The organism is Streptomyces laculatispora (genome assembly GCF_017353455.1).
Taxonomy (GTDB): domain Bacteria; phylum Actinomycetota; class Actinomycetes; order Streptomycetales; family Streptomycetaceae; genus Streptomyces; species Streptomyces laculatispora.
In genome coordinates this window covers 1-22159 of sequence record NZ_JAFMPZ010000488.1, presented here as the reverse complement: position 1 = coordinate 22159, position 22159 = coordinate 1, and the positions used below count along the sequence as shown (strand labels likewise).

19 protein-coding genes and 1 pseudogene are annotated in these 22159 nt (G+C 70.3%); 9 read left to right on the top strand and 11 right to left on the bottom strand.

Annotation, left to right across the window (positions count from 1 at the left end; all coding sequences use genetic code 11):
* The first annotated feature begins 69 nt into the window (after positions 1 to 69).
* The 4 genes from J1C73_RS24435 (at position 70) to J1C73_RS24420 (ending at position 1903) form a co-directional block, all read left to right on the top strand.
* Positions 70 to 249 (top strand): hypothetical protein, encoded by a 180-nt coding sequence (locus J1C73_RS24435; RefSeq protein WP_123460042.1) that lies wholly within the window; start codon positions 70 to 72, stop codon positions 247 to 249.
* Positions 250 to 373: 124 nt separating this feature from the next.
* The gene (locus J1C73_RS24430; protein WP_207318298.1) at positions 374 to 856 is read left to right on the top strand and encodes a BlaI/MecI/CopY family transcriptional regulator; all 483 of its coding nucleotides are present in this window, start codon (positions 374 to 376) and stop codon (positions 854 to 856) included.
* Between the two features lie 9 nt (positions 857 to 865).
* Positions 866 to 1423, top strand: coding sequence for an amino-acid N-acetyltransferase (locus J1C73_RS24425; protein ID WP_123460040.1), 558 nt, complete (start codon positions 866 to 868; stop codon positions 1421 to 1423).
* Between the two features lie 144 nt (positions 1424 to 1567).
* Positions 1568 to 1903 carry a histone-like nucleoid-structuring protein Lsr2 gene (locus J1C73_RS24420; RefSeq protein WP_024494064.1) on the top strand — a complete coding sequence of 112 codons (336 nt, stop codon included), beginning with the start codon at positions 1568 to 1570 and terminating at the stop codon, positions 1901 to 1903.
* Here the strand turns inward: J1C73_RS24420 and J1C73_RS24415 are convergent.
* The gene (locus tag J1C73_RS24415; protein WP_207318297.1) at positions 1882 to 2502 is read right to left on the bottom strand and encodes an SCO3374 family protein; all 621 of its coding nucleotides are present in this window, start codon (positions 2500 to 2502) and stop codon (positions 1882 to 1884) included. The two genes, J1C73_RS24420 and J1C73_RS24415, sit on opposite strands and share 22 nt — an antisense overlap.
* Before the next feature lie 441 nt (positions 2503 to 2943).
* Between J1C73_RS24415 and J1C73_RS24410 the strand changes: the two genes are divergently transcribed.
* Positions 2944 to 5472, top strand: a complete 2529-nt coding sequence (locus J1C73_RS24410) for an ATP-dependent Clp protease ATP-binding subunit (RefSeq protein ID WP_207318296.1) — start codon at positions 2944 to 2946, stop codon at positions 5470 to 5472.
* Positions 5473 to 5554: 82 nt separating this feature from the next.
* On the opposite strand, the gene J1C73_RS24405 is transcribed toward J1C73_RS24410, so the two are convergent.
* The gene (locus J1C73_RS24405) at positions 5555 to 8782 is read right to left on the bottom strand and encodes an NACHT domain-containing protein (RefSeq protein WP_372446733.1); all 3228 of its coding nucleotides are present in this window, start codon (positions 8780 to 8782) and stop codon (positions 5555 to 5557) included.
* Positions 8779 to 9174, bottom strand: a complete 396-nt coding sequence (locus J1C73_RS35175; RefSeq protein ID WP_242644634.1) for a trypco2 family protein — start codon at positions 9172 to 9174, stop codon at positions 8779 to 8781. The genes J1C73_RS24405 and J1C73_RS35175 overlap by 4 nt, the downstream gene beginning before the upstream one ends.
* A gap of 459 nt (positions 9175 to 9633) precedes the next feature.
* On the opposite strand from J1C73_RS35175, the gene J1C73_RS24400 reads away from it, so the two are divergent.
* The gene (locus tag J1C73_RS24400) at positions 9634 to 10350 is read left to right on the top strand and encodes a M23 family metallopeptidase (protein ID WP_207318294.1); all 717 of its coding nucleotides are present in this window, start codon (positions 9634 to 9636) and stop codon (positions 10348 to 10350) included.
* Positions 10351 to 10370: 20 nt separating this feature from the next.
* Here J1C73_RS24400 and J1C73_RS24395 read toward each other — a convergent pair whose 3' ends face one another.
* Positions 10371 to 10955 (bottom strand): TetR/AcrR family transcriptional regulator, encoded by a 585-nt coding sequence (locus J1C73_RS24395; protein ID WP_207318293.1) that lies wholly within the window; start codon positions 10953 to 10955, stop codon positions 10371 to 10373.
* 220 nt (positions 10956 to 11175) lie between these two features.
* Between J1C73_RS24395 and J1C73_RS24390 the strand changes: the two genes are divergently transcribed.
* The gene (locus tag J1C73_RS24390) at positions 11176 to 12660 is read left to right on the top strand and encodes an MDR family MFS transporter (RefSeq protein WP_242644637.1); all 1485 of its coding nucleotides are present in this window, start codon (positions 11176 to 11178) and stop codon (positions 12658 to 12660) included.
* A gap of 88 nt (positions 12661 to 12748) precedes the next feature.
* Here the strand turns inward: J1C73_RS24390 and cseC are convergent, their stop codons facing one another.
* From cseC to J1C73_RS24365, 5 genes are all read right to left on the bottom strand, one after another.
* A complete protein-coding gene (gene cseC, locus J1C73_RS24385) occupies positions 12749 to 14140 on the bottom strand; it encodes a two-component system sensor histidine kinase CseC (protein WP_207318291.1) in 1392 nt (463 codons plus the stop codon).
* Positions 14137 to 14844, bottom strand: coding sequence for a two-component system response regulator CseB (gene cseB, locus J1C73_RS24380; protein ID WP_207318290.1), 708 nt, complete (start codon positions 14842 to 14844; stop codon positions 14137 to 14139). The genes cseC and cseB overlap by 4 nt, the downstream gene beginning before the upstream one ends.
* A 10-nt stretch (positions 14845 to 14854) precedes the next feature.
* Positions 14855 to 15598, bottom strand: a complete 744-nt coding sequence (locus J1C73_RS24375; protein WP_307797788.1) for a hypothetical protein — start codon at positions 15596 to 15598, stop codon at positions 14855 to 14857.
* Entirely contained in the window at positions 15586 to 16224 is a 639-nt protein-coding gene (locus J1C73_RS24370; RefSeq protein WP_241200014.1) for a SigE family RNA polymerase sigma factor, read from the bottom strand. The genes J1C73_RS24375 and J1C73_RS24370 overlap by 13 nt, the downstream gene beginning before the upstream one ends.
* A 236-nt stretch (positions 16225 to 16460) precedes the next feature.
* A complete protein-coding gene (locus J1C73_RS24365; protein ID WP_207318289.1) occupies positions 16461 to 17363 on the bottom strand; it encodes an HhH-GPD family protein in 903 nt (300 codons plus the stop codon).
* A gap of 462 nt (positions 17364 to 17825) precedes the next feature.
* Between J1C73_RS24365 and J1C73_RS24360 the strand changes: the two genes are divergently transcribed.
* Positions 17826 to 18677, top strand: a complete 852-nt coding sequence (locus J1C73_RS24360) for a hypothetical protein (protein WP_307797787.1) — start codon at positions 17826 to 17828, stop codon at positions 18675 to 18677.
* A 77-nt stretch (positions 18678 to 18754) separates the two neighbouring features.
* Here the strand turns inward: J1C73_RS24360 and disA are convergent, their stop codons facing one another.
* Positions 18755 to 19879: a DNA integrity scanning diadenylate cyclase DisA gene (gene disA / locus J1C73_RS24355; RefSeq protein ID WP_123460030.1), complete on the bottom strand. Its 1125-nt coding sequence runs from the start codon at positions 19877 to 19879 to the stop codon at positions 18755 to 18757.
* Positions 19880 to 20003: 124 nt separating this feature from the next.
* Positions 20004 to 21416, bottom strand: a complete 1413-nt coding sequence (gene radA / locus J1C73_RS24350; RefSeq protein ID WP_207318288.1) for a DNA repair protein RadA — start codon at positions 21414 to 21416, stop codon at positions 20004 to 20006.
* Positions 21417 to 21618: 202 nt separating this feature from the next.
* Here radA and J1C73_RS35170 point away from each other — a divergent pair.
* Positions 21619 to 22159, top strand: a pseudogene (locus tag J1C73_RS35170) (hypothetical protein); the annotation flags it as partial.

Sequence of the window (22159 nt, the reverse complement as noted above, 5' to 3'; positions counted from 1 at the left end):
GGCGGCCGGCCCGGCACGCGGCGGAGGGGGTGCGCGGAAGTCCGTACCGGGCTCGCTACTCTGGACGGCATGGACTACGTATCCGCGCTTGTGCCCCCCGTGGTGATGGCAGCCTTCTTCATCGGCCTGGTCGTGACGATCGTCAAGAGTCAGGGCGGTCCCAACAAGGCCAAAGAGGATGCGGCCGTGGATGCGGCGATCAGCCGCGCGGAGTCGGCCCATCAGGCTCCGCGGACCGAAGCGGTCTGACTCCGTAAAACCGCGCGCATTGCGCACAGCACCGTACGAAGGGCGTACGGCTCCGAGAGAGCCGTACGCCCTTTTGTTGTGTGAATAACCGGCCATTCCAGACATTTGGCACTAGGGTGACGCTGTGCCCCGCCAATTGGGAGAGCTGGAAGACGCCGTGATGACCCGGGTCTGGCAATGGAACCGTCCGGTCACCGTGCGGGAAGTCCTTGAGGACCTTCAGCAGGAACGGTCCATCGCCTACACCACCGTCATGACGGTAATGGACAATCTCCATCAGAAGGGCTGGGTGCGCCGGGAAGTGGACGGCCGCGCATATCGATATACGGCGGTCTCCACCCGTGCCGCGTACTCGGCCGCACTGATGAACGAAGCCTGGTCGAGGAGTGACAACCCGGCCGCCGCACTGGTCGCGTTCTTCGGCATGATGTCGGCCGAGCAGCGTGAGGCTCTCCGCGATGCCATGCGGATCGTTGTGCCCACTCTTCCCGAGGACGCCGTACCGCCGAGCGGTGAAGTGGCCGATGAAGCAGTCGGCGCGGCCGGTGAAGGCGCCGGTGAAGCAGCCGGAGCGGCCGATGGAGCGGAGCCGGAGGCCGGGCGATAGCGTCGGGGTATGTCCTCAGAGCTTCCGCAAACCGATTTCCAGACCGAACCGTCGGTTATAAACGTAGCCATCACCGTCCGGCGTGCGAGGACGAGCGATGTGGCCTCCGTCCGACGTCTCCTCGACGGCTACGTGCGTGAAGGCATCCTGCTCGACAAAGCGACGGTCACGCTTTACGAGGACATCCAGGAGTTCTGGATCGCCGAACGCGACGAGGACGCACGGGTCATCGGCTGCGGTGCACTGCACGTGATGTGGGAAGACCTCGCCGAAGTCCGTACTCTCGCGGTCGATCACAGCATCAAGGGCGCCGGAGTCGGGCACCAAGTGCTGGACAAGTTGTTGCAGACCGCCCGCTGGCTGGGTGTGCGACGGGTTTTCTGCCTCACCTTCGAAGTCGACTTCTTCGCGAAGCACGGCTTCGTGGAGATCGGAGAGACGCCTGTCGACGGAGATGTCTACAGCGAGCTGCTGCGTTCCTATGACGAGGGAGTCGCGGAGTTCCTCGGTCTCGAACGGGTGAAGCCGAACACCTTGGGTAACAGTCGGATGCTTCTGCACCTGTGACAGTCGGAAGAACCCCGAGCTCTATGTCCGAATCGCGCACGTTTCCCGTCTTCTTCCGCTGCTGAACCTCTCCCGAGGGTTTGTGTTTTCCGGGGAAAAGCGGTTTCCTTTCCGCGTACTCCATTTTCGATGAAAGGAAATCCGGTGGCACAGAAGGTTCAGGTCCTTCTTGTTGACGACCTCGACGGCGGCGAGGCGGACGAGACCGTCACGTTCGCGCTGGATGGCAAGACCTACGAGATCGACCTCACCACGAGCAACGCGGACAAGCTCCGTACGCTGCTCGAGCCTTACGCCAAGGGCGGCCGCCGTACCGGTGGCCGTGCCGCCTCCGGGCGCGGCAAGGGCCGTGCGGTTCCCGGCGGCAACAAGGACACCGCCGAGATCCGTAAGTGGGCGCGCGAGAACGGCCACAATGTGAATGACCGCGGCCGTGTTCCCGCGGACATCCGTGAGGCTTACGAGAAGGCCAACGGCTGAGCAGCCGGCTCATCGGAGGCCGGCCATGGCCGGGCACGCGTCAGCCGGGCCCGGTGGCATTCGGTCGCCACGGCGTCCACGAGCCGGACGAGATCGGGAGTATCCCCACCCCTGCTCCCGAAGCCGGAGAGGGCCGGGAGCACCGGTTCCCCCTCCTGCTCGCGCAGTGGCCAGGGGGGCCGCAGCCATACGGCGGCCCCCGGCGGGGCCGGCCGGCCCGGCGGTGGCGGTGCGGTGATCCGGCCGCCCGTGCCGAGAACGGTCAGCGCGAGGGCGACTCCGCCCCACTCCAGCCAGTCGAGCAGTCCGGGCAGCTCATCCGCGCTTCCGGCTGCCACCAGCAGACTCATCCGCTCGCCCGTGAGCGCCACCGGCCCCGCGCGGCCCACCCGGCGCAGCGCCGCGTGACCTGCGGCGGCGGGGACGACGAGAGCGTCGAACCGCAGCCCGGTCAGCAGCCGCACCGGGGTGACGCCCGCGGTGGCCCAGCCGAGCTCCTGCTCGTACCACCGGGCGCAGCCGCCCCTCGGTTCACCCCCGGCAGGGCTGTCCCGGCGAGCGGGAAGCGGAGTGCGGGGAGGCGGGACGGTGGGGGCCATGCCGGAAGAACTCCCGATCCGGCCCAGGGGTTACGCAGAGTCCCCGGTCGAACGCTTAGTGTGTCCGGGTTGGGGGCGTACGGGCGCATTCACGCGTACGAAGATGTTCGCCCGTAGCGGAGGGAACCCGCGTACGCCGCATGGACTGTCTGTAATTGCGGGTAAGACATCCCTAGTGGGAGGGGCGACACGCAAGCCACCGGACGTCTCACGTTCGCCATCGGCGTACTGGCGATAGGGGTATCTGCCTGGCCTGCGGGAACATCGTCTCGCACCATCGGGTTGGAGCAGTTGTCGGCGTTCGGGGCGGGAGATCCCCCGGGAAGCAGGGCCGGGTGTCGGCAGTTGAAATGAGCGGTCCCCGCTTGCGGGACTAAGCTGCGGAAGGACAGGGAGGGGACCGACCCCTTACTGCCTGACCGCTCTGAGGAGCGATTAACGATGTTCGAGAGGTTCACCGACCGCGCGCGGCGGGTTGTCGTCCTGGCTCAGGAAGAAGCCCGGATGCTCAACCACAACTACATCGGCACCGAGCACATCCTCCTGGGCCTGATCCACGAGGGTGAGGGTGTCGCCGCTAAGGCCCTGGAGAGCCTCGGGATTTCGCTCGAGGCGGTCCGCCAGCAGGTGGAGGAGATCATCGGTCAGGGCCAGCAGGCCCCGTCCGGCCACATCCCCTTCACTCCCCGAGCCAAGAAGGTCCTGGAGCTGTCGCTCCGCGAGGCCCTCCAGCTCGGCCACAACTACATCGGCACCGAGCACATCCTGCTCGGCCTGATCCGCGAGGGCGAGGGCGTCGCAGCCCAGGTCCTCGTGAAGCTGGGCGCCGACCTGAACCGGGTGCGCCAGCAGGTCATCCAGCTGCTCTCCGGATACTCGGGCGGCAAGGAGGCGGCCACAGCGGGCGGCCCCGCGGAGGGCACGCCCTCCACCTCCCTGGTGCTGGACCAGTTCGGCCGGAATCTCACCCAGGCCGCTCGTGAATCCAAACTCGACCCGGTCATCGGGCGCGAGAAGGAGATCGAGCGGGTCATGCAGGTGCTGTCCCGCCGTACGAAGAACAACCCTGTCCTCATCGGCGAGCCCGGCGTCGGCAAGACGGCGGTCGTCGAGGGCCTGGCCCAGGCCATCGTCAAGGGCGAGGTGCCCGAGACCCTCAAGGACAAGCACCTCTACACCCTCGACCTCGGTGCGCTGGTCGCCGGTTCCCGCTACCGCGGTGACTTCGAGGAGCGCCTGAAGAAGGTGCTCAAGGAGATCCGCACCCGCGGCGACATCATCCTGTTCATCGACGAGCTCCACACCCTGGTGGGTGCGGGCGCCGCCGAGGGCGCGATCGACGCGGCGAGCATCCTCAAGCCCATGCTGGCGCGAGGCGAGCTCCAGACCATCGGTGCCACGACGCTCGACGAGTACCGCAAGCACCTGGAGAAGGACGCCGCTCTCGAGCGCCGCTTCCAGCCCATCCAGGTCGCCGAGCCGTCGCTGCCGCACACCATCGAGATCCTCAAGGGTCTGCGCGACCGCTACGAGGCCCACCACCGCGTGTCCATCACGGACGAGGCGCTGGTCCAGGCCGCGACGCTGGCCGACCGGTACATCTCGGACCGCTTCCTGCCGGACAAGGCGATCGACCTGATCGACGAGGCCGGTTCCCGGATGCGCATCCGCCGGATGACCGCGCCGCCGGACCTCCGCGAGTTCGACGAGAAGATCGCGGGCGTCCGCCGTGACAAGGAGTCGGCCATCGACTCCCAGGACTTCGAGAAGGCAGCGTCTCTCCGCGACAAGGAGAAGCAGCTGCTGGCGGCGAAGAGCAAGCGCGAGAAGGAGTGGAAGGCCGGCGACATGGACGTCGTGGCCGAGGTCGACGGCGAGCTCATCGCCGAGGTCCTCGCCACCGCCACCGGCATCCCGGTCTTCAAGCTGACGGAGGAGGAGTCCTCCCGTCTGCTGCGCATGGAGGACGAGCTCCACAAGCGCGTCATCGGCCAGAAGGACGCCATCAAGGCCCTCTCGCAGGCGATCCGCCGTACGCGAGCAGGCCTGAAGGACCCGAAGCGCCCCGGTGGCTCGTTCATCTTCGCCGGTCCGTCCGGTGTCGGTAAGACCGAGCTCTCCAAGACGCTCGCCGAATTCCTCTTCGGTGACGAGGACGCGCTGATCGCCCTCGACATGTCGGAGTTCAGCGAGAAGCACACGGTCTCGCGCCTCTTCGGCTCTCCCCCCGGGTACGTGGGATACGAAGAGGGCGGTCAGCTCACCGAGAAGGTGCGCCGCAAGCCGTTCTCCGTCGTCCTCTTCGACGAGGTCGAGAAGGCCCACCCCGATATCTTCAATTCCCTGCTCCAGATTCTGGAGGACGGTCGCCTGACCGACTCCCAGGGCCGGGTCGTGGACTTCAAGAACACGGTCATCATCATGACGACCAACCTCGGGACCCGGGACATCTCCAAGGGCTTCAACCTTGGCTTCGCCGCCCAGGGCGACGTGAAGACGAACTACGAGCGGATGAAGAACAAGGTCAACGAAGAGCTCAAGCAGCACTTCCGGCCCGAGTTCCTCAACCGTGTCGATGACACGGTCGTCTTCCACCAGCTCACCGAGGAAGACATCATCCAGATCGTCGACCTCATGCTCGCCAAGGTGGACGAGCGGCTGAAGGACCGCGACATGGGCATCGAGCTCAGCGCGGAAGCGAAGTCGCTCCTGGCGAAGAAGGGCTACGACCCCGTGATGGGCGCCCGGCCGCTGCGCCGGACGATCCAGCGCTCGATCGAGGACATCCTCTCCGAGAAGATCCTCTTCGGTGAGCTGCGCCCCGGTCACATCGTGGTCGTCGGCACCGAGGGCGAGGGTGACGAGAAGACGTTCACCTTCCGCGGCGAGGAGAAGTCGGCTCTGCCCGACGTCCCCCCGATCGAGCAGGCGGCAGGCGGCACCGGCCCGAACATGACGAAGGAAGCGTGACAGGCGCGTAGCGCCCGAGCGCACCGAAGGGGCTGCCCCGGACCGGTTTCGACCGGTCCGGGGCAGCCCTTTCTCCGTGTGCTCAGCGCCGCACCTCAAGCCCCTTGCCGCCGGACACCTCGACGAACCCGGTGACGTCGACCGTGAGGCCCGGCAGCACTTCCAGCGGGGCCAGATCGATGGCCGCACCGCGAGGGTGAGGGGTGAGCCTGAGCGCCCTCAGCGAGGGAAAGACCCGGGGGAGCGGGCCCAGGTCATGCAGTTCCCCGAACGGATCGAGCCTGAGCGTGGTGACCGACGGGACCACGGCCGCGCCCACGAACTCCGAGCCACCCGCCCGTACCGACAGGCTCGTCACCTGAGGGGACTGCCGGAGTGCGGCGCACATGGCGGGAATCGCCGCGGGGGACCTCAGGTCGAGGTCGTACAGGTGGTCCCAGCCGCGCAGCGCGTCGATCGTCATCGGGCGTTCGCCGCTGAGCGTCAGCACGGTCACCTGCGGGTGCGCGGGCACCTCGCTCAGCCGGTGTGCCGTGAGGCCGTCGAGGTCCAGTGCGAACAACAGCCCGTTCCCGACCGTGGCCAGCAGTGCGGTCGGAGGCAGACGGCTCATGTCCAGCCGGAGCCCTCTCAGCTTTTGGAGTCCGCCGAGCGGGCCGAGGTCCTGGACACGCGGGCACTCCACCAGCGACAGATTGCTCAGCGTCCCGGCGGAGTCGGCGAGGAAGGAGAGATCCGTCAGCGCGGTGTTCTCCCGGATCGTGAGCCCGTTCCACGGCCTGCCGCGCAGCCCGGCCCGGAGCTCGGCCGAGGAGAGCTCCCCGGTGATACGCAGTTCCGTGACGGCCGGGACATGGCGCAGGGCCGTCAGCTGGTCCACCGATCCGACGCTCAGCCTCCGGTGCTTCAGGTCCATCGTGGCGAGGACCTGCTCGGCGTAGAGGGCCGCCGGGTACCTGTCCCAGCCGTCGCGGAACGACGTGCCGAGCCGGGGGTGGGCGAGCGCCCACCGGCGGGCGTACGGGACGGCTTCCGCGCCACCGGCCTCTGCGATCAGATCCGCGATGTGACGGATCCCCTCAGCGGTGAGAGCGGGATCCGCCGGGTCGGGCAGATGACGCAGCCCGGCCGGACCGAGCCGGGCGAGCAGCCGGGTCTCCCGGAAGGAGCCGGGCGGGAACAGCGCCGCCACGGCGTCGGAGACCCGGGTACGGGTCGTGTCGTCGAGCCAGGTCGCGTGCTGCGCGCACAGGGCGGCCAGGACGTGGAGCTCGGCCCGGGTGACGCCGCTCTCCGCGCTCACCCGCGCGTCCAGCAGGCCGTTGATCAGTACGGGATGCTCCCGGCGGCCGCAGTGTCCGGCGGCCAGCAGGATGACGTCCTGCCACTGCTGCGAGTCCGCCCGGCCGATCAGTTCGTGGAGATGGCCGCCCTCGACGAACTCCTTCGCCGCGAGGAAGTCCTGAAAGGTCCGGTGGGCGAACTGGTACACGCCGTCGGCCCGCTCCTGGAGGACGCCGCTGCGGTTCAGCAGATGGGTCAGGACCTCCGGCGCCGAGCCCTGGCGCCGGATCTGCTCCATGCCCCGCAGCGCCTGGTCCAGCTGGTGCAGCGCCTGGTCGCGGTCCAGCTCCGCCTGGCCGCCCCGCACCAGCCAGATCGCGATGCGCTGGAGGAGCTGGGCCTGCTCGTCCACGTTCATCGTGATGCCCTCGGGGGCATCGATCCTGCGCCGCTTGTCGCGGTTGCCGAGCAGCATGGCGAGCGCGGAGTCGTACAGGCTCCAGCGGGTCTCCGGCAGGAGGCCCTGGCGCCGCCGGTGCAGCGCGCAGATCACGGCGCACAGGAGCGGGGTGCGGGCCAGGTTGCTCAGGGTGGAGTTGGCGGCGAACTGCCGGGTCAGATCGCGCTCCAGCTCGGTGAGCGTCGCGTGGTCCGGGTCGTCCAGCCGGGCCGCCCGGTGCCAGGCGGCGACGAAGGCGACGATGTCCTCGTTCCGCATCGGCAGCAGCCGCAGCTCCTCGAAGTCCTCGGCCGCCAGCCAGTCCGGGGCCACCGCGTGCGGGCGCACGGTCGCCACGCAGCGGGTCGCCGGATAGCGTCGCAGCAGCCGGGACAGCCAGTCGTACGCGGCCTCGCGGTCGTCCGGCGGAACCTCGTCCAGGCCGTCCACGAGCAGCAGCCCGTGGCCGGACTCCAGTACCCGCCCGGCCCAGCCCTCGGGAGGGTCGTCGACGGCCGGCCGGGCGGCGGCGGCCAGTTCCGCTACGGACGGGAACGTGCTGCCCCGGGCCCGTAGGGTGCGCAGCGGGACGACGAACGGGACCAGCCCGTTGAGCGCCGTCAGCCGCGGCCCGAGGGTGCCGGCCGAGGCGTGTGCGGCCAGCCACCAGACCAGGGTGGTCTTCCCGGCGCCCGCGTCGCCCCGCAGCAGCACCCGGGGGCGGTCGGAGAGCAGGGCGTCGACGCGCCGGGCCCCGGGGTGCCGGTCGAAGGGTGCTCCGGGGAGGTCGCGCGGCTGCGCCTCCAGGCTGAGGTAGGCGGTGTCCAGGTCCCATTCGGAGTCGGGCCGGCCGAGTTCGTCGAGCCCGAAGATCTTGGTGCGCCGGTAGGCGGCGCCGAGCGCGGCCGCGTACTCCTCCTCGTACCGCAGGTCCTTGGGGAAGTGCCCGTGGACCCGTTCGTGGTGGAGCTCGTTGCCGGTCTCGCGGTAGACCAGCCGGAAGGGCTCGGAGGTGACGAGCGGGCCGAGCGGTACGCATTCCACCCGCCGGCCCCCGCGCCGCGGCGGGATCTGCCGGGCGATGCCGAGCAGGACGTTGCCCGCGAAGACCGGGCCGCCGGACAGCCCGCGCAGTGCGGGCGGCTCGTGGTCGGCCCCGGCGGGCGGACCGTCGAGCTCGCAGACGAGCAGATTGCGTACCCGGCCCGCCATGGGCAGCACGGTGACGGTGTACTGGTCGGCCTCCAGGTGTTCCTCGGGGCCGTAGCGCTGCACGCCGGGGAAGCCGGTGATCTCGCAGCCGGCGAGCGCCTGGCTGCTGTGCAGGACGCCGAGCCGGACCGGTTCGACCGGGAGGAGCGGGGCCGCCGTCTCGACGAGGGCGGCGTCGAGGCCGTGGTCGATCCAGACGACGGCCGAGTCCGTGTGTCCGGTGAGGTCCGGGTGCGCGACGGAGCAGCGGCCGCCGCCCTTGACGACGTGGGCGCAGGTCAGCACCAGCCGGTCGGTGAGCAGGACACCGCTGCCCTGGACGGAACCGGCGCCCAGGACCACGACGGTGCGGTCCGCGGGCTGCACGGCTGTCACGGCCGGGGCCGCCCCTGGCCGAACCGTGCCGTACTGCCGTCGCCCTCGTGGCCGATCTGCCAGGCCTCGCCGGTCGTGACATCGCGCGGTCTCAGGGTGAAGGCGACCTTGTGGGTGTGGCCGGTGGCGCGGCCCGCGTCGGCGCCGGCCTCCACCACCCAGGCCTTCACCCGGGCGGAGCCCTTGACCTCCTTGCGGAGTTCGAGGGTGAACTCCATCTGGATGTCGCCGACCTCGAAGGCCAGCGGGCGGCCGGTGCCGCGGGTGGCGGCCTCGATGAGCTGGTTGCGGACCGACTCGACGGCGTCGGCGAGCTCGATGCCGTCGTGGCGTCCCGTGTCCGGCGTCCTGCCGCCGCCGTTTCCGCCCGTACCTGCGGTGTTGCCGGTCATGTGCCGTCCCCCCGGGAGCCGATCGGTTTCGCCGTGCCAGCGTAGTCAGGTTGCCTGCCGAAGGTCCCGAATCGGACGGCCTTTGGTCCCACCGGCGGTGACAAGGCACACAGCCCTTTCGAGGCCTACTAGGCGACTTAGGAGGAGGCGGCATGATCGCGGGAGGGACCTTCGGCCCTGCGCGCGGCCGGACCTTGGGGGCTACAGGATGAAGTGCCCCAATAGCGGTTACATGTCCGATTAGGGCGGTTTGGAACTGGGGTTAAACGTCTCCGGGCGAAGAGATCCGAAGGGGTGGGAGGGGCGGGTTCCGGGACCCGTGGAAGCGAATTCCCAGGGCTTCGGCTACGGCTTTTCTTCGTAGATGGGGGGTTTGAGCATAGGTGGGGATGCGGGTTACCAAGGGATGGCCAGCCCGGCCGGAGTGCCGGGTCCAGTCATCTCCGGAGGTTTCCGCTTATGTCGAAGCGCGTTACGTTCAAGCACTCCCACCGCCCGTCCGCTTCCCGTGTGCGCGGCGCCGTGGTGGCGGCCGGTCTGGGTACGTCGATGGTTCTCGGTGCGGGCGCTGCGTTCGCGGCCGGCACGACGGGGACCGCCGCCACCGCGAGCCTGGTGAGCACCACCGCGGCCGACGCGGTCGCCCAGCAGGCGGCCGCGCAGGGCAAGGCGGCCAAGGTCGCCGAGCACGCGGCTGCGAAGAAGGCCGATGAGGCCAAGAAGAAGGCCGAGGCCGAGAAGAAGGCCGCCTCGAAGCTGCGCTGGGAGACCCCGGTCTCCCACTACGAGCTCAGCGCGAGCTTCGGCAACGACGGCAGCCGCTGGGCGCACAAGCACTCCGGCCAGGACTTCGCCGTGCCGATCGGCACCAAGGTCGAGGCCGCGCACACGGGCACCATCGTGAAGGCCGGCCCGAACGGCGGCGGCGACGGTCCCGCGTACGGCAACGCCATCGTGATCAAGCACGGCAACGGCACCTACTCGCAGTACGCGCACCTGTCGCAGATCGACGTGCACATCGGCCAGTCCGTGAAGAAGGGGCAGAAGATCGCCCTCTCCGGCAACACCGGCAACTCCAGCGGTCCGCACCTGCACTTCGAGATCCGGACCACCGCGAACTACGGTTCCGCGGTCAACCCGGTCAACTACCTGCACAGGGAGGGCGTCAACGTCTGACCGGCCGCGACACCGATCCGCTACTGGTCGGAACCCGGGGCATGCGCCTGGGTCACCAGATCGACGGCGACCTCCAGGACGGCCTTGCGCTTGTCCTCGGGGTCGCCGTCGACGTCCTTGAGGGCGAACATGCCGGCGTGCATCGTGAAGAGCGCGCTGAAGCACCGCACCTGGTCGATGATCGGCGCCTCGGGTTCCTTGATCAGGTCGACGAGCCCCAGGATCCGGCCCTTGATCGTCGCGCCGATGCTCAGGTCGCGTACGGTCGCCTGGTTCTCCTGCATGAAGCGGAAGAGCGGGGCGGCCTTGGTCAGCGCGTCGCTGTAGCGGGCGAGGATCTCCTTCTTCGTCTCCAGGGTGCGCGGCTGCTCCCGGCCCCAGGCGATCAGGTCCTCCACGGGCCGGTTGAGGTCCTCGAAGATGCTGGCGAGGATGTCTTCCTTGGTCTTGAAGTGGTAGTAGAGGGCGGCCTTGGTGACGTCCAGCTTCTCGGAGATCTCACGCAGTGAGGTCTTCTCGTAGCCCTGCTCGGCGAAGAGTTCCAGAGCGACGTCCTGGATGCGCTGGCGGGTGTTGCCCCGGCGCGGCTGCGGCGTGCTGCTCATGGTGCTCTCCCAAACTTACTTGACGCCCGGCTAGTTGCGGGGGTACTTTCCCCCAGTGTAGTCAACTAGCCGGGCGGCAAGTAAGGGTCCGGTGCTCAGGGGATCAGGGGAGTTGGGGAACATGTCGGACCTGAAGACGGCGACGGGCGGGAAGGCGGCCGGCCACAAGCCGAAGCGCGAGCCGAAACGCGAGCCGCAGCAGCGCAGCGTCCGGGTGGTGATGCTCGCCCTGATGATCGCGATGCTGCTGGCCATGCTCGACAACCTGATCGTCGGCACCGCGATGCCGACCATCGTCGGTGACCTCGGCGGGCTGGAGCACCTGTCCTGGGTCGTCACCGCCTACACCCTGGCCACCGCCGCCTCCACCCCCATCTGGGGCAAGCTCGGCGACATGTACGGGCGCAAGGGCATATTCCTCACGTCCATCGTGCTCTTCCTGATCGGCTCGGTCCTCAGCGGAATGTCCCAGGACATGGGACAGCTGATCGGCTTCCGCGCGATCCAGGGCCTCGGTGCCGGTGGTCTGATGGTCGGCGTCATGGCGATCATCGGTGACCTGGTGCCGCCCCGCGAGCGCGGCAAGTACCAGGGTCTGATGGCCGGTGTGATGGCGATCGCCATGATCGGCGGACCGCTGGTCGGCGGCACCATCACCGACCACCTCGGCTGGCGCTGGAGCTTCTACATCAACCTGCCGCTGGGCGCCGTCGCCCTGGGCATGGTCACCGCCGTACTGCACCTGCCCAAGCGGGAGCGCGCCAAGTCGAAGGTCGACTACCTCGGTGCCGGGCTCCTGACGGTCGGCATCACCTCGATCGTGCTGGTCACCACCTGGGGCGGCTCGGAGTACGACTGGAACTCCGCCGTCATCATGGAGCTCATCGCGATCGGTGTCGCGTCGCTGGCCGGCTTCCTCTTCGTCGAGACGAAGGCCTCGGAACCGATCATCCCGCTGCACATCTTCCGCAACCGCAACTTCACCCTGATGTCCCTGGTCGGCTTCATGTCGGGCTTCGTGATGTTCGGCGCGGTGCTCTTCCTGCCGCTCTTCCAGCAGTCCGTCCAGGGCGCGTCCGCGACCAACTCCGGACTGCTGCTCCTGCCGATGCTGCTGTCGATGATGATCGTCTCGCTGATCGCCGGCCGGGTCACCACCAGCAGCGGCAAGTACAAGATCTTCCCCATCATGGGCTCGATCCTGATGGTCGCCGGCCTCTTCCTGCTCTCACAGATGGACACCGGCACCACCCGCTTCACCTCCGGCGTCTACATGGCGGTGCTCGGTGCCGGCATGGGCTTCCTGATGCAGATCACGATGCTCGTCGCGCAGAACAGCGTCGAGCTGAAGGACATGGGCGTCGCCTCGTCCGCCGCCACCCTGTTCCGTACGCTCGGCAGCTCCTTCGGCGTCGCCATCATGGGCGCGCTGTTCACCGGCCGGGTGCAGGACGAGATGGCGGCGCGCGGCGGCGGGGGAGCCACCGCGAGCTCGGCCCAGCTGGACGCGGCGAGCCTGGCGAAGCTGCCGGTTCCGGTGCGTGAGGCGTACCAGTTCGCGGTGTCGTCCGGCACGCACATCGCCTTCCTGGTGGGTGCCTCGGTCGGACTGATCGCCCTGGTGGCGGCGCTGTTCGTCAAGGAGGTTCCGCTGCGCGGAGCGGGACCGGAGCCCGTACCGGCGGCGGTGTCCGACAGCGAGTAGAGCCGTACGGGGGAGGCCCCCCGGGGCGCGCGCACTCCGCGCGCCCCGGGGGGCCTGCCTGTTGCCGTGTTCATCCCGCCCGGCTCGCTCAGCCGTCCGACTGGTCGCGGCCGGGCTCCGTGTCCGTGCCCGCGGCCGTCCTGCCGTTCGATTCGGGGTTGCGCTGGTCGGCCAGCTGGAGCATCGGGTAGCTGCCGGTGTCGGTCGGCGCGTGCTCGGGCAGCCACAGCACGGCGATCGCCCCGCCGGTGCCCGGGGCCGCGCCCTCGGGGGCCGCGTTGCGGAAGGTCAGCCGGGCGCCGAGCACCCGTGCCTGGCCGGCCGCGATCGTCAGCCCCAGCCCGTGCCCGTGTCCGGCCCGGTCGGTGCTTCCGGTACGGAACCGGCTCGGCCCCTCGCGCAGCAGCGCCGCCGGGAACCCCGCACCGTGGTCGCGGATCCGCACCACCCGGCCCTCGACCGTGACCTCCACCGGGGTGGAGCCGTGCCTGGCGGCGTTGCCCAGCAGATTGCCCAGGATGCGCTCCAGCCGGCGCGGATCGGTGCTGACCCACGACTCGTGGACCACCTGGACCTGCACCTCCGGGTCCAGCAGCGCGATCCGGCGGCTCACGAAGTCGCCCAGCGCGACCTGCTGCAGCTCGGCCCGCTCGGACGCGCTGTCCAGCCGGGCCACCTCCAGCACGTCCTCGACGAGCGTGCGCATCGCCTGTGCCCGGTCCCGTACGAGCTCCGTGGGGCGGCCCGGCGGCAGCAGCTCGGCCGCCGTCAGCAGCCCCGTCACCGGGGTGCGCAGCTCGTGCGCGATGTCCGCGGTGACCCGGCGCTCGGCCTCGATCCGCTCGTTCAGCGCGTCCGTCAGGGCGTCCACCGCACCGGCCAGCTCATCGGTCTCGTCCTGGACGACGCCGCCGACGGCCTCCCTGACCCGGACCTCCGTATTGCCCTGCGCGACCTTTCCGGCCGCGGCCGCCGCCTTGCGCAGCCGCCGCGACAGCTGGCCGCCGATCAGCACCCCCAGCGCGCAGCCGCCGAAGACCACCGAGACCGATCCGATGATCAGGGCCCGGTCCAGATCGCCCATGATCGTGGTGGAGCGGTCGGCGAAGCGGGTGTGCAGCGAGAGCACGTCGCCGTTGGCCAGCGGCACGGCCGCCCAGACGTCCGGCACCCCGCCGCCGTCCTCCACATGCGTGGCACGCCGGTTCTTCCGGGTCTCCTGGCGCAGGCTCTTCGGCATCGTCGGGTCATTGAGCTTCGCGCCGAAGCGGGGGTCGGCCTTCTTCGTCTTCGTCGCCTCGTAGAGCAGCTGGGCGTAGGTCAGCCGCTCCAGCTGGACCTCGCGGGCGTTCTCCAGCATCGAGACCCTGGCCGCGTTGTGCACGACCAGGCTCAGCGCGACCGCGATCAGGGCGCCGACCGCCGCGATCGCGATGCTGATCTTCCAGCGGACACTCGTCCGCAGGGACGGCCGCCTCATGCCCTGAGCTTGTAGCCGAAGCCGCGGACCGTCTCGATCCGGTCCTGGCCGATCTTCGTACGCAGCCGCTGCACATGGACGTCCACGACCCGGGTGTCACCGCCCCAGCCGTAGTCCCAGACCCGCTCCAGCAGTCTGTCGCGGGAGAGCACCGTGCCGGGCGCGGACGAGAACTCCAGCAGCAGCCGCATCTCGGTCGGGGTCAGGCCCACCTGCTCGCCGGCCCTGCGCACTTCCATGCCCTCGGTGTCGATCTCCAGGTCGCCGAAGACCAGCACCCCGCCCTCGGGCCCGCTCTCCGTCCCGGCGGCGCCGCCCGGACGGCCGCCCGAGGCGTGGCCGAAGCGGCGCAGCACGGCGCGGATCCGGGCGACCAGGACCGCGCCGTCGAAGGGCTTGGTGACGTAGTCGTCGGCCCCGGCCTCCAGGCCGAGCACCACGTCGATCGAATCGGCACGGGCCGACAGCATGATCACGGGAACCGTCGACTCGTCGCGGATGCGACGGCACAGGCTCACCCCGTCCAGTCCGGGCACCATCACGTCGAGCAGGGCGATGTCGGGCCGGTCGGCCCGGAACGCGTCGAGGCCCTGGAGGCCGTCGGGCATCGCGGTGACCACGAAGCCGTCCCGCTCCAGCGCGAGCTGGGTGGCCTCGCGGATGACATCGTCGTCCTCGACGAACAGGACATGGGTCTCGGCCATCGGAAAGCTCTCAGTTCTTCGTCGGTTCCGTGGGCTCCGGGAAGTCCCCCTCCCCGGCGCCGACGGCTCGGTTGAAGTCGTTGTGCACCCGGTCCTGCTCACTGAACCGGGTGTTCGCCCAGTGGTACGTGATCACTTCCTCGCCCGAGGGATAAGCGACCGAGTCCTTCTTCCCGTAGACCTGTGTCGTCACCACCAGATCGCCGCGGTCGATGGTCCCGTAGACCGCCGGCTGCTCGGTGGTGAACACGTTGTCGTACGTGCCGTTGTCGCGGTGCCGGTACACATAGGTGCCGACGCCCACCGAATCGCCGCAGGTCATCACGTTGACCACCACGTCGGCGGCGGATCCCCCGGTCAGCTTCCCGTACGAGGTGTCCACCGGGTACTCGTCACCGGTGCAGGGCTTCAGGTCCGTCCGGACCCGTTCGCCCACCTTCGGATCCGCCTTGAGCAGGGCCACGGCATCGACCCGGGGGGCCGGCTTCGCCCTGGACGGTGTGGTGGCGGTCGGCGTGATCCGGGCGACCGGCTGGGTGCCCGCCGGGCCCTCGTCGCGCGTGCCGGTGCCACCGGTGGAGCAGCTGACCGCGAACACCCCGACGACGGCGAGCCCGGCCAGAGCCGTACTGCTCGCCGCCCATCGGGCCGGGAACCGTCTGCCCCTGGCACCGGTCCCGTTCCCGCTTCCCCCGCCGGTGACCGCGCCGCCGTTCGCGTCGCCGCCGTCACCGCTGCCTGTCAGGCCGCGCACCGCTCCCGCCCCCGCTCGTCATGACGCCCGATCCCCGGAGCCCCGGTCTGTGTCCGAGGCCGCACCGGAGCCGCCGCGGCACGGACGGCCGGCCGGTGCTCCCGGTCCTCTCGGATCCGGGCCTCCCTGCCCGCCTCTTCCCTGCTCTCCAGCTCCTGGCGCAGCCGCGCCAGGGCGCGGTGCAGTGTGCTCTTCACCGTACCGGCCGACATGCCGAGCGCCGCGGCGGTCTCCTCCGTGCTCATCTGCTCCCAGTGTCGCAGCACGACGACGCTGCGCTGCTTGGGAGCCAGCACGCCCAGGACGTCCATCAGCAGGGCGCGGTCGGCACGCTGCTCGGTGCCGTCCTCGATGCTGGCGTCGGGGAGCTGCTCGGTGGGGACCTCGTCCAGCTTGCGGGCCCGCCACCACTCGGTCCGGGTGTTGATCATGACCCGGCGCAGATAGGCGTCGGCGAGGGACTTGTCGGCGATGCCGTCCCAGCGGCGGTAGGTGCGGGCCAGGGCGGTCTGCAGCAGGTCCTGCGCATCCACGGGGTCGGGGACCAGCCGGCGTGCGCTGCGCAGCAGCGCCTCCTGCCGGGTACGCACGTACTCCTCGAATCCGAGCACCTCGCCCTGCGCCATTACAACCGCCTCCATCCCCGTGGAACCCCGTAGTACCGCCGCCAGCCGCCTGGTCGTCGGGCTGACGTCGGTGACGCTACGGAGCGGTTGTCACGGGGCTGTGCGGAGCAGCCATACGCCGACGCACGGCTGCCCATCGGTTGTGTAACAACACAGGAGGAGTGGGGCAAAGAGGCCCCTGCGGGGGTGCGGAACGGGTTCGCGCGGGGGCCGGGCGGGAGAGTCCCGCCCGGCCGTCAGGCCAGCGGCAGCCGGTACTGGCCGCCCGCCAGCGGTTCGACGAGGCCGTCGGCGACCAGGCCGTCCAGCGCACGGGCGCGCTGCACCGGTTCCTCCCACACGGCGTCCAGCGCCGACTGCGATACCGGTGCCACCGAGTCGCGCAGCACGGCGAGCAGCCTGCCGCGCACCTGCCGGTCGGTACCGGCGTAGGTCTGGCCGCGGCGCGGGGGCCCCTGGTGCGCGGGCTTCCCGGCCAGCCGCCAGGCGCACTGCTCCGCGATCGGGCAGCGCGTGCAGTCCTCGTTCTTCGCGGTGCAGACGAGGGCTCCGAGCTCCATCGTCGCGGCGGCCCACTGCGCCGCCCGCTCGTCCTCGTCGGGCAGCAGCGCGCGGGCGAGCTTGCGCTCGGCGGCGGTGGTCGCGTTCGGCGGGTACTGGATGCCGGTCGCGGCCCGCGCGAAGACCCTGCGGACGTTCGTGTCCAGGACGGCGTGCCGCTGCCGGTAGGCGAACGAGGCCACGGCCGCCGCCGTGTACTCACCGATCCCGGGCAGCGCGAGCAGCTGGGCGTGCTCGCTCGGTACGTCGCCGCCGTGCCGTTCCGCTATTGCCTGGGCGGCCCCGTGCAGCCGCAGTGCGCGCCGGGGGTAGCCGAGCCGGCCCCAGGCGCGGACCGCCTCGCCGGGAGGGTCCGCCGCGAGGTCGGCGGGGCGCGGCCAGCGGGCCAGCCACTGTTCGTAGACCGGGAGCACCCGGTTGACGGGGGTCTGCTGCAGCATGAACTCACTCACCATCACACCCCAGGCGCCCGCTTCGGGGCGGCGCCAGGGCAGATCGCGGGCGTGCTGGTCGAACCACCCGATGACGGGGGTGTGGAGGGAGGCGGGGGGCGTCTGTGTCGCTGTTGTGGCAGTCATCGCACATCCGATCCTGGCACGGAAGGGCAGGCGACGGACCGGGGCACGGGGGTGTCACCCCTCATAAGAGCCCTTGGAGTGATAGTGCCACCCGTCTGCCCCCACGCCACCGGACCTCCGGTCCGGCAACTGGCCGCACCTCCCGGGGGCCCGGTTGCGGCAACTGGCCCCCTCGGGTCCGGCGGCCCGCCCTCCGCACGGTGGGGGGCACCGGGATCCACCGGACCGGGTTCCGTGCGCGGCGGGCCGGTTTCCCTTCAGATTTCCGTTCAGATGTGAACTACCCAGGTGACGGAGGGTAGGTATCCTACGCTCTTGATCACGTTGGGCGATCATCACGGTGGCCGTCTCGTGGACTGCGGGGGCGCGAACGGGCGGTGCCGGGATGATGATCCGCAAATCTTGGGGATCAGGCGGCGGGTGGGGCGGGAGTTGGGGCCGATCTCTCGTACAGTTTGAGCCGTGGGATCTCTGCGTAATCCGATCGGGCCGCTTCCCTCCACCATTTACTGGCGACGGAGGGCGGTAGCGGCGACGCTGATTGCGCTGCTCGCGTTGCTGGTCGTATGGGCCGTCACCTCTCGTGACGGCAAGAGGAACCAAGACGACTCCAGGGCCCCCGGCTCCGGTCCCACCGACGCGATCACACCAGGACCCTCCGGTTCCGACCCGGCCATCAGCGAACAGCCCGGCGGGCGCGACGAGTCGGGCGACTCCGGCGGAGGCGACAGCAGCGGCGGCGGAGGCTCGGACACCGGTTCCGACGGCTCGGGCGGCGGCAACGACGGCTCCGGCAAGGCCGGTTCCGGTTCGGGCGGCGGCACGGACGGCGGTTCGGGTTCCGGTTCGGGTTCCGGCTCGGGCGGCAGTGGCGCAACCGCCGGGCAGCGGCTCCCGGCCGGCTCCTCGGTCCCCGACTGCACGCCCGGCGCACTGCAGTTGACCCTGAAGAGCGGCGTCAGTTACGGACCCGGCGAGAAGCCGAAGTTCCGGCTGATCGCCAAGAACACCTCCTCCACCGCCTGCAAGGCCGACTTCGGCCCGAAGAGCGCGGTGCTCACCATCACCGAGGCCGGCGGCGACGACAACGAGGTGTGGTCCTCCAAGGACTGCCCGCGCAACGCGGCCGCCGTGCTGCTGAAGGTCCCGGCGGGCGCGACCGTCGTGCACACCGTGGAGTGGAACCGCGCGAAGAGCGCCCCGAAGTGCGCGACGCCGCCCGCGGGGAGCGCCGGACCCGGCACGTACCTGGTCGAGGCCAAGGCGCCGGGCGAGCCCGTGCAGCGCGCCTCGTTCGTCCTCGCCGAGGACTGACCGGGGCACTGGACGCCGCCACCGGCACCGCGCCGCCCCTGGCGGGCGCCCGCCCGCCAGGGGCTACAGGACAGCCCTTACACGTACCGTTCGAGAATCGACGACTCGGCCAGCCGCGACAGGCCCTCGCGCACACTCCGCGCCCGCGCCTCGCCGACCCCGTCCACCGTCTGGAGATCGTCCACGCTCGCCGCGAGCAGCTTCTGCAGGCCGCCGAAGTGCTCCACCAGCCGGTCGATGATCGCCCCGGGCAGCCGCGGCACCTTCGCCAGCAGCCGGAAGCCGCGCGGCGAGACCGCCGAATCGAGCGTCTCGGGCGAGCCGCTGTAGCCCAGCGCCCTTGCGACGACGGGGAGTTCGAGCAGCTCGGTGTGGGACAGCGCGTCCAGCTCGGTGAGCGCCTCCGCCACCGTGCGCGACCGCTTCGCGGTCGGCTCCGGCACGTAGTCGCGCACGACCAGCTCGCGCTCCGGCTCCACGCCCGCGATCAACTCGTCGAGCTGGAGCGAGAGGAGCCGGCCGTCGGTCCCCAGCTCCACCACGTACTCGGCGATCTCGGTCGCGATCCGGCGCACCATCTCAAGACGCTGTGCGACGGCGGTCACGTCCCGGACGGTCACCAGGTCCTCGATCTCCAGAGCGGAGAGCGTGCCCGCGACCTCGTCGAGCCGGAGCTTGTACCGCTCCAGCGTGGCGAGGGCCTGGTTGGCGCGGGAGAGGATCGCGGCGGACTCCTCCAGGACCCGGCGCTGCCCGTGCACGTACAGCGCGATGAGGTGCATCGACTGCGAGACCGAGACCACCGGGAAATTGCACTGCCTGGAGACCCGGTCCGCCGTGCGGTGGCGGGTGCCGGTCTCCTCGGTGGGGATGGAGGCGTCCGGGACCAGCTGCACGCCGGCCCGCAGGATCTTGGTCATGTCCTTGTCGAGGATCAACGCCCCGTCGAGCTTCGCCAGCTCTCGCAGCCGGGTCGCGGTGAATTCCACGTCCAGCACGAAGCCGCCGGTGCACATCGACTCGACGGTCTTGTCCATGCCGAGCACGATCAGCCCGCCGGTGTTGCCACGGAGAATGCGCTCCAGGCCGTCCCGCAGGGCCATTCCGGGCGCGACGGCGGTCAACGAGGCGCGCATCAGCGCCTCGTTACCGGTGCCTTGGCCGGACTTTCCGGGCGATGCTGCCCGGTCGCTGGCTGCCACTGCACTCCTCCGGTCACAGGTTTGCGGTGCCCTTGGGGCTTCTCGTTCGGATCAGGCCGGAGCCAGTCGAAAGACCCCACGTCCCTCGTACCGTTCGTACGGACGGGCGAGACCAGGGCAAAGTCTACCGGCGTGCGCCGTCCTCCTGTGGGGCCTGTGTACGAGACCGGCGCGGGAGCACTCTCAGCGCGTCGCCCATGTTGGCGACTTCCGTGACCTTCATACCGGCCGGGACCTTCCCCGGATCGGTCGGAACCAGTGCGTGGGTAAAGCCCAGACGGTGCGCCTCGGCCAGTCTGCGCTGGACCCCCGTGACCCTTCTGACCTCGCCCGCGAGCCCCACCTCGCCGATCGCCACAAGATTCTTGGGCAGCGGTGTGTCACTCGCCGCACTGGCCAGCGCCAGCGCGATCGCGAGGTCCGCGGCGGGCTCGGTGAGCTTCACGCCGCCGACCGTGGCGCTGTAGATGTCCCGTTTGCCCAGCGAGCTGATCCGGCCGCGCTGCTCCAGTACGGCCAGCATCATCGACACCCGGGACGTTTCGAGACCGGAGGTGGTGCGCCGGGGTGAAGGGATCTGGGAGTCGACCGTGAGCGCCTGCACCTCGGCGACCAGGGGCCGCTTGCCTTCGAGCGTGACGGTCAGGCAGGTGCCGGGCACGGGTTCGTCGCGGCGGGTGAGGAAGAGGCCGGACGGATCGGCGAGGCCGGTGATGCCCTCGTCGTGGAGCTCGAAGCAGCCGACCTCGTCGGTCGCCCCGTACCGGTTCTTCACGCCGCGTACCAGCCGGAGCCGGGCATGGCGGTCGCCCTCGAACGACAGCACCACATCGACGAGGTGCTCCAGCAGCCGAGGGCCGGCGATCGCCCCGTCCTTGGTGACGTGGCCGACCAGCAGGGTCGACATGCCGCGATCCTTGGACGCGCGGATGAGCGCCCCGGCGACCTCGCGGACCTGCGCCATGCCGCCGGGCGCGCCCTCGATCTCGGGCGAGGCCACGGTCTGCACGGAGTCCAGGACCAGCAGGGACGGCTTGACCGCGTCCAGATGGCCCAGGACCGCGGACAGATCGGTCTCGGCGGCCAGGTACAGGTGGTCGTTGATCGCCCGGATCCGGTCGGCGCGCATCCGGACCTGGCTCGCGGACTCCTCCGCGGTGACGTAGAGCGTGCGGTGTTCCTCGCTCGCCGCCTTGGCCGCCACATCCAGCAGCAGCGTGGACTTCCCCACGCCCGGCTCGCCCGCCAGCAGTACGACGGCACCGGGCACCAGTCCGCCGCCCAGCACCCGGTCCAGCTCGCCGACACCGGTCGAGCGGGCGGTGGCCTGCCGGCTGTCGACCTGCCCGATGGGGAGCGCGGCGGTGGAGACGCGGCCGGCCGCCGTGGTCCGTACCGCGGGGGCGCCGCCGAACTCCTCGACCGTCCCCCACGCCTGGCACTCGGGGCAGCGGCCGAGCCACTTGGCGGTGGTCCAGCCGCATTCCGTGCAGCGGTAGGACGGCCGGTCCTTCGCGGATTTCGTACGGGCAGCCATGGCGCCACCGTATAGGTGACCTCGGACAGCGCCGTCCGGCGCGGTGCGGCCTGGGGGAGCGCACGCCCCTTCCCGCCGGGAATCAGGGAATCCGCCCGATCCCTTCCGATCCCGTCCGCTTTCAAGCGATACGTTCACCCGTAAGGGTTAAATCTACTCAAGGGGCGCCAGGGTCGTGCCCCGTTCTGCCTACGGTCGCAAGGTGACGAGCAGCAGGCTGGAGACCCCCGCGAGCACCCCCGGCGCACACTGGACGCAGCAGTGTGCGCCCCACTCCTCACCGAAGAAGCCGCCCGCCCGCTACGAGCCGCACCTCGACGGCCTGTTCACCTACTGCCTCTCCGTGCTCTGCGACCACGACGCCGCCACCGACGCGCTCGGCGGTGTGCTCGCGCTGGCGGAACGGCAGGGCGGCCGGTGTCCCGCGGGCGAGGAGGAACGTAAAACCTGGCTGTACGCGCTGGCCAGGTGGACGTGCCTGCGCAGGCTCGCCGAGCAGAAGCAGGGCCGCCACGCGCACCGTCAGCACGACAAGGCGCGGGCGCACGGGCCGTCGGCGCAGGAGAACCGCCGCGCCCCCGCCGTGCAAGGAGTGCGCGCGGGACGGCGTACGCCCCCACCTTCCGTGGCCACCCACGCACCGAAGGCCCCCGCCGCGCCGCCCCGGTCCGCGATGCCGCAGTCCGTGCCCGCCCCGGAGACCCCCGCGGCCTCGGGCCAGGCCAGCTGGGCCAGCTCGCGGC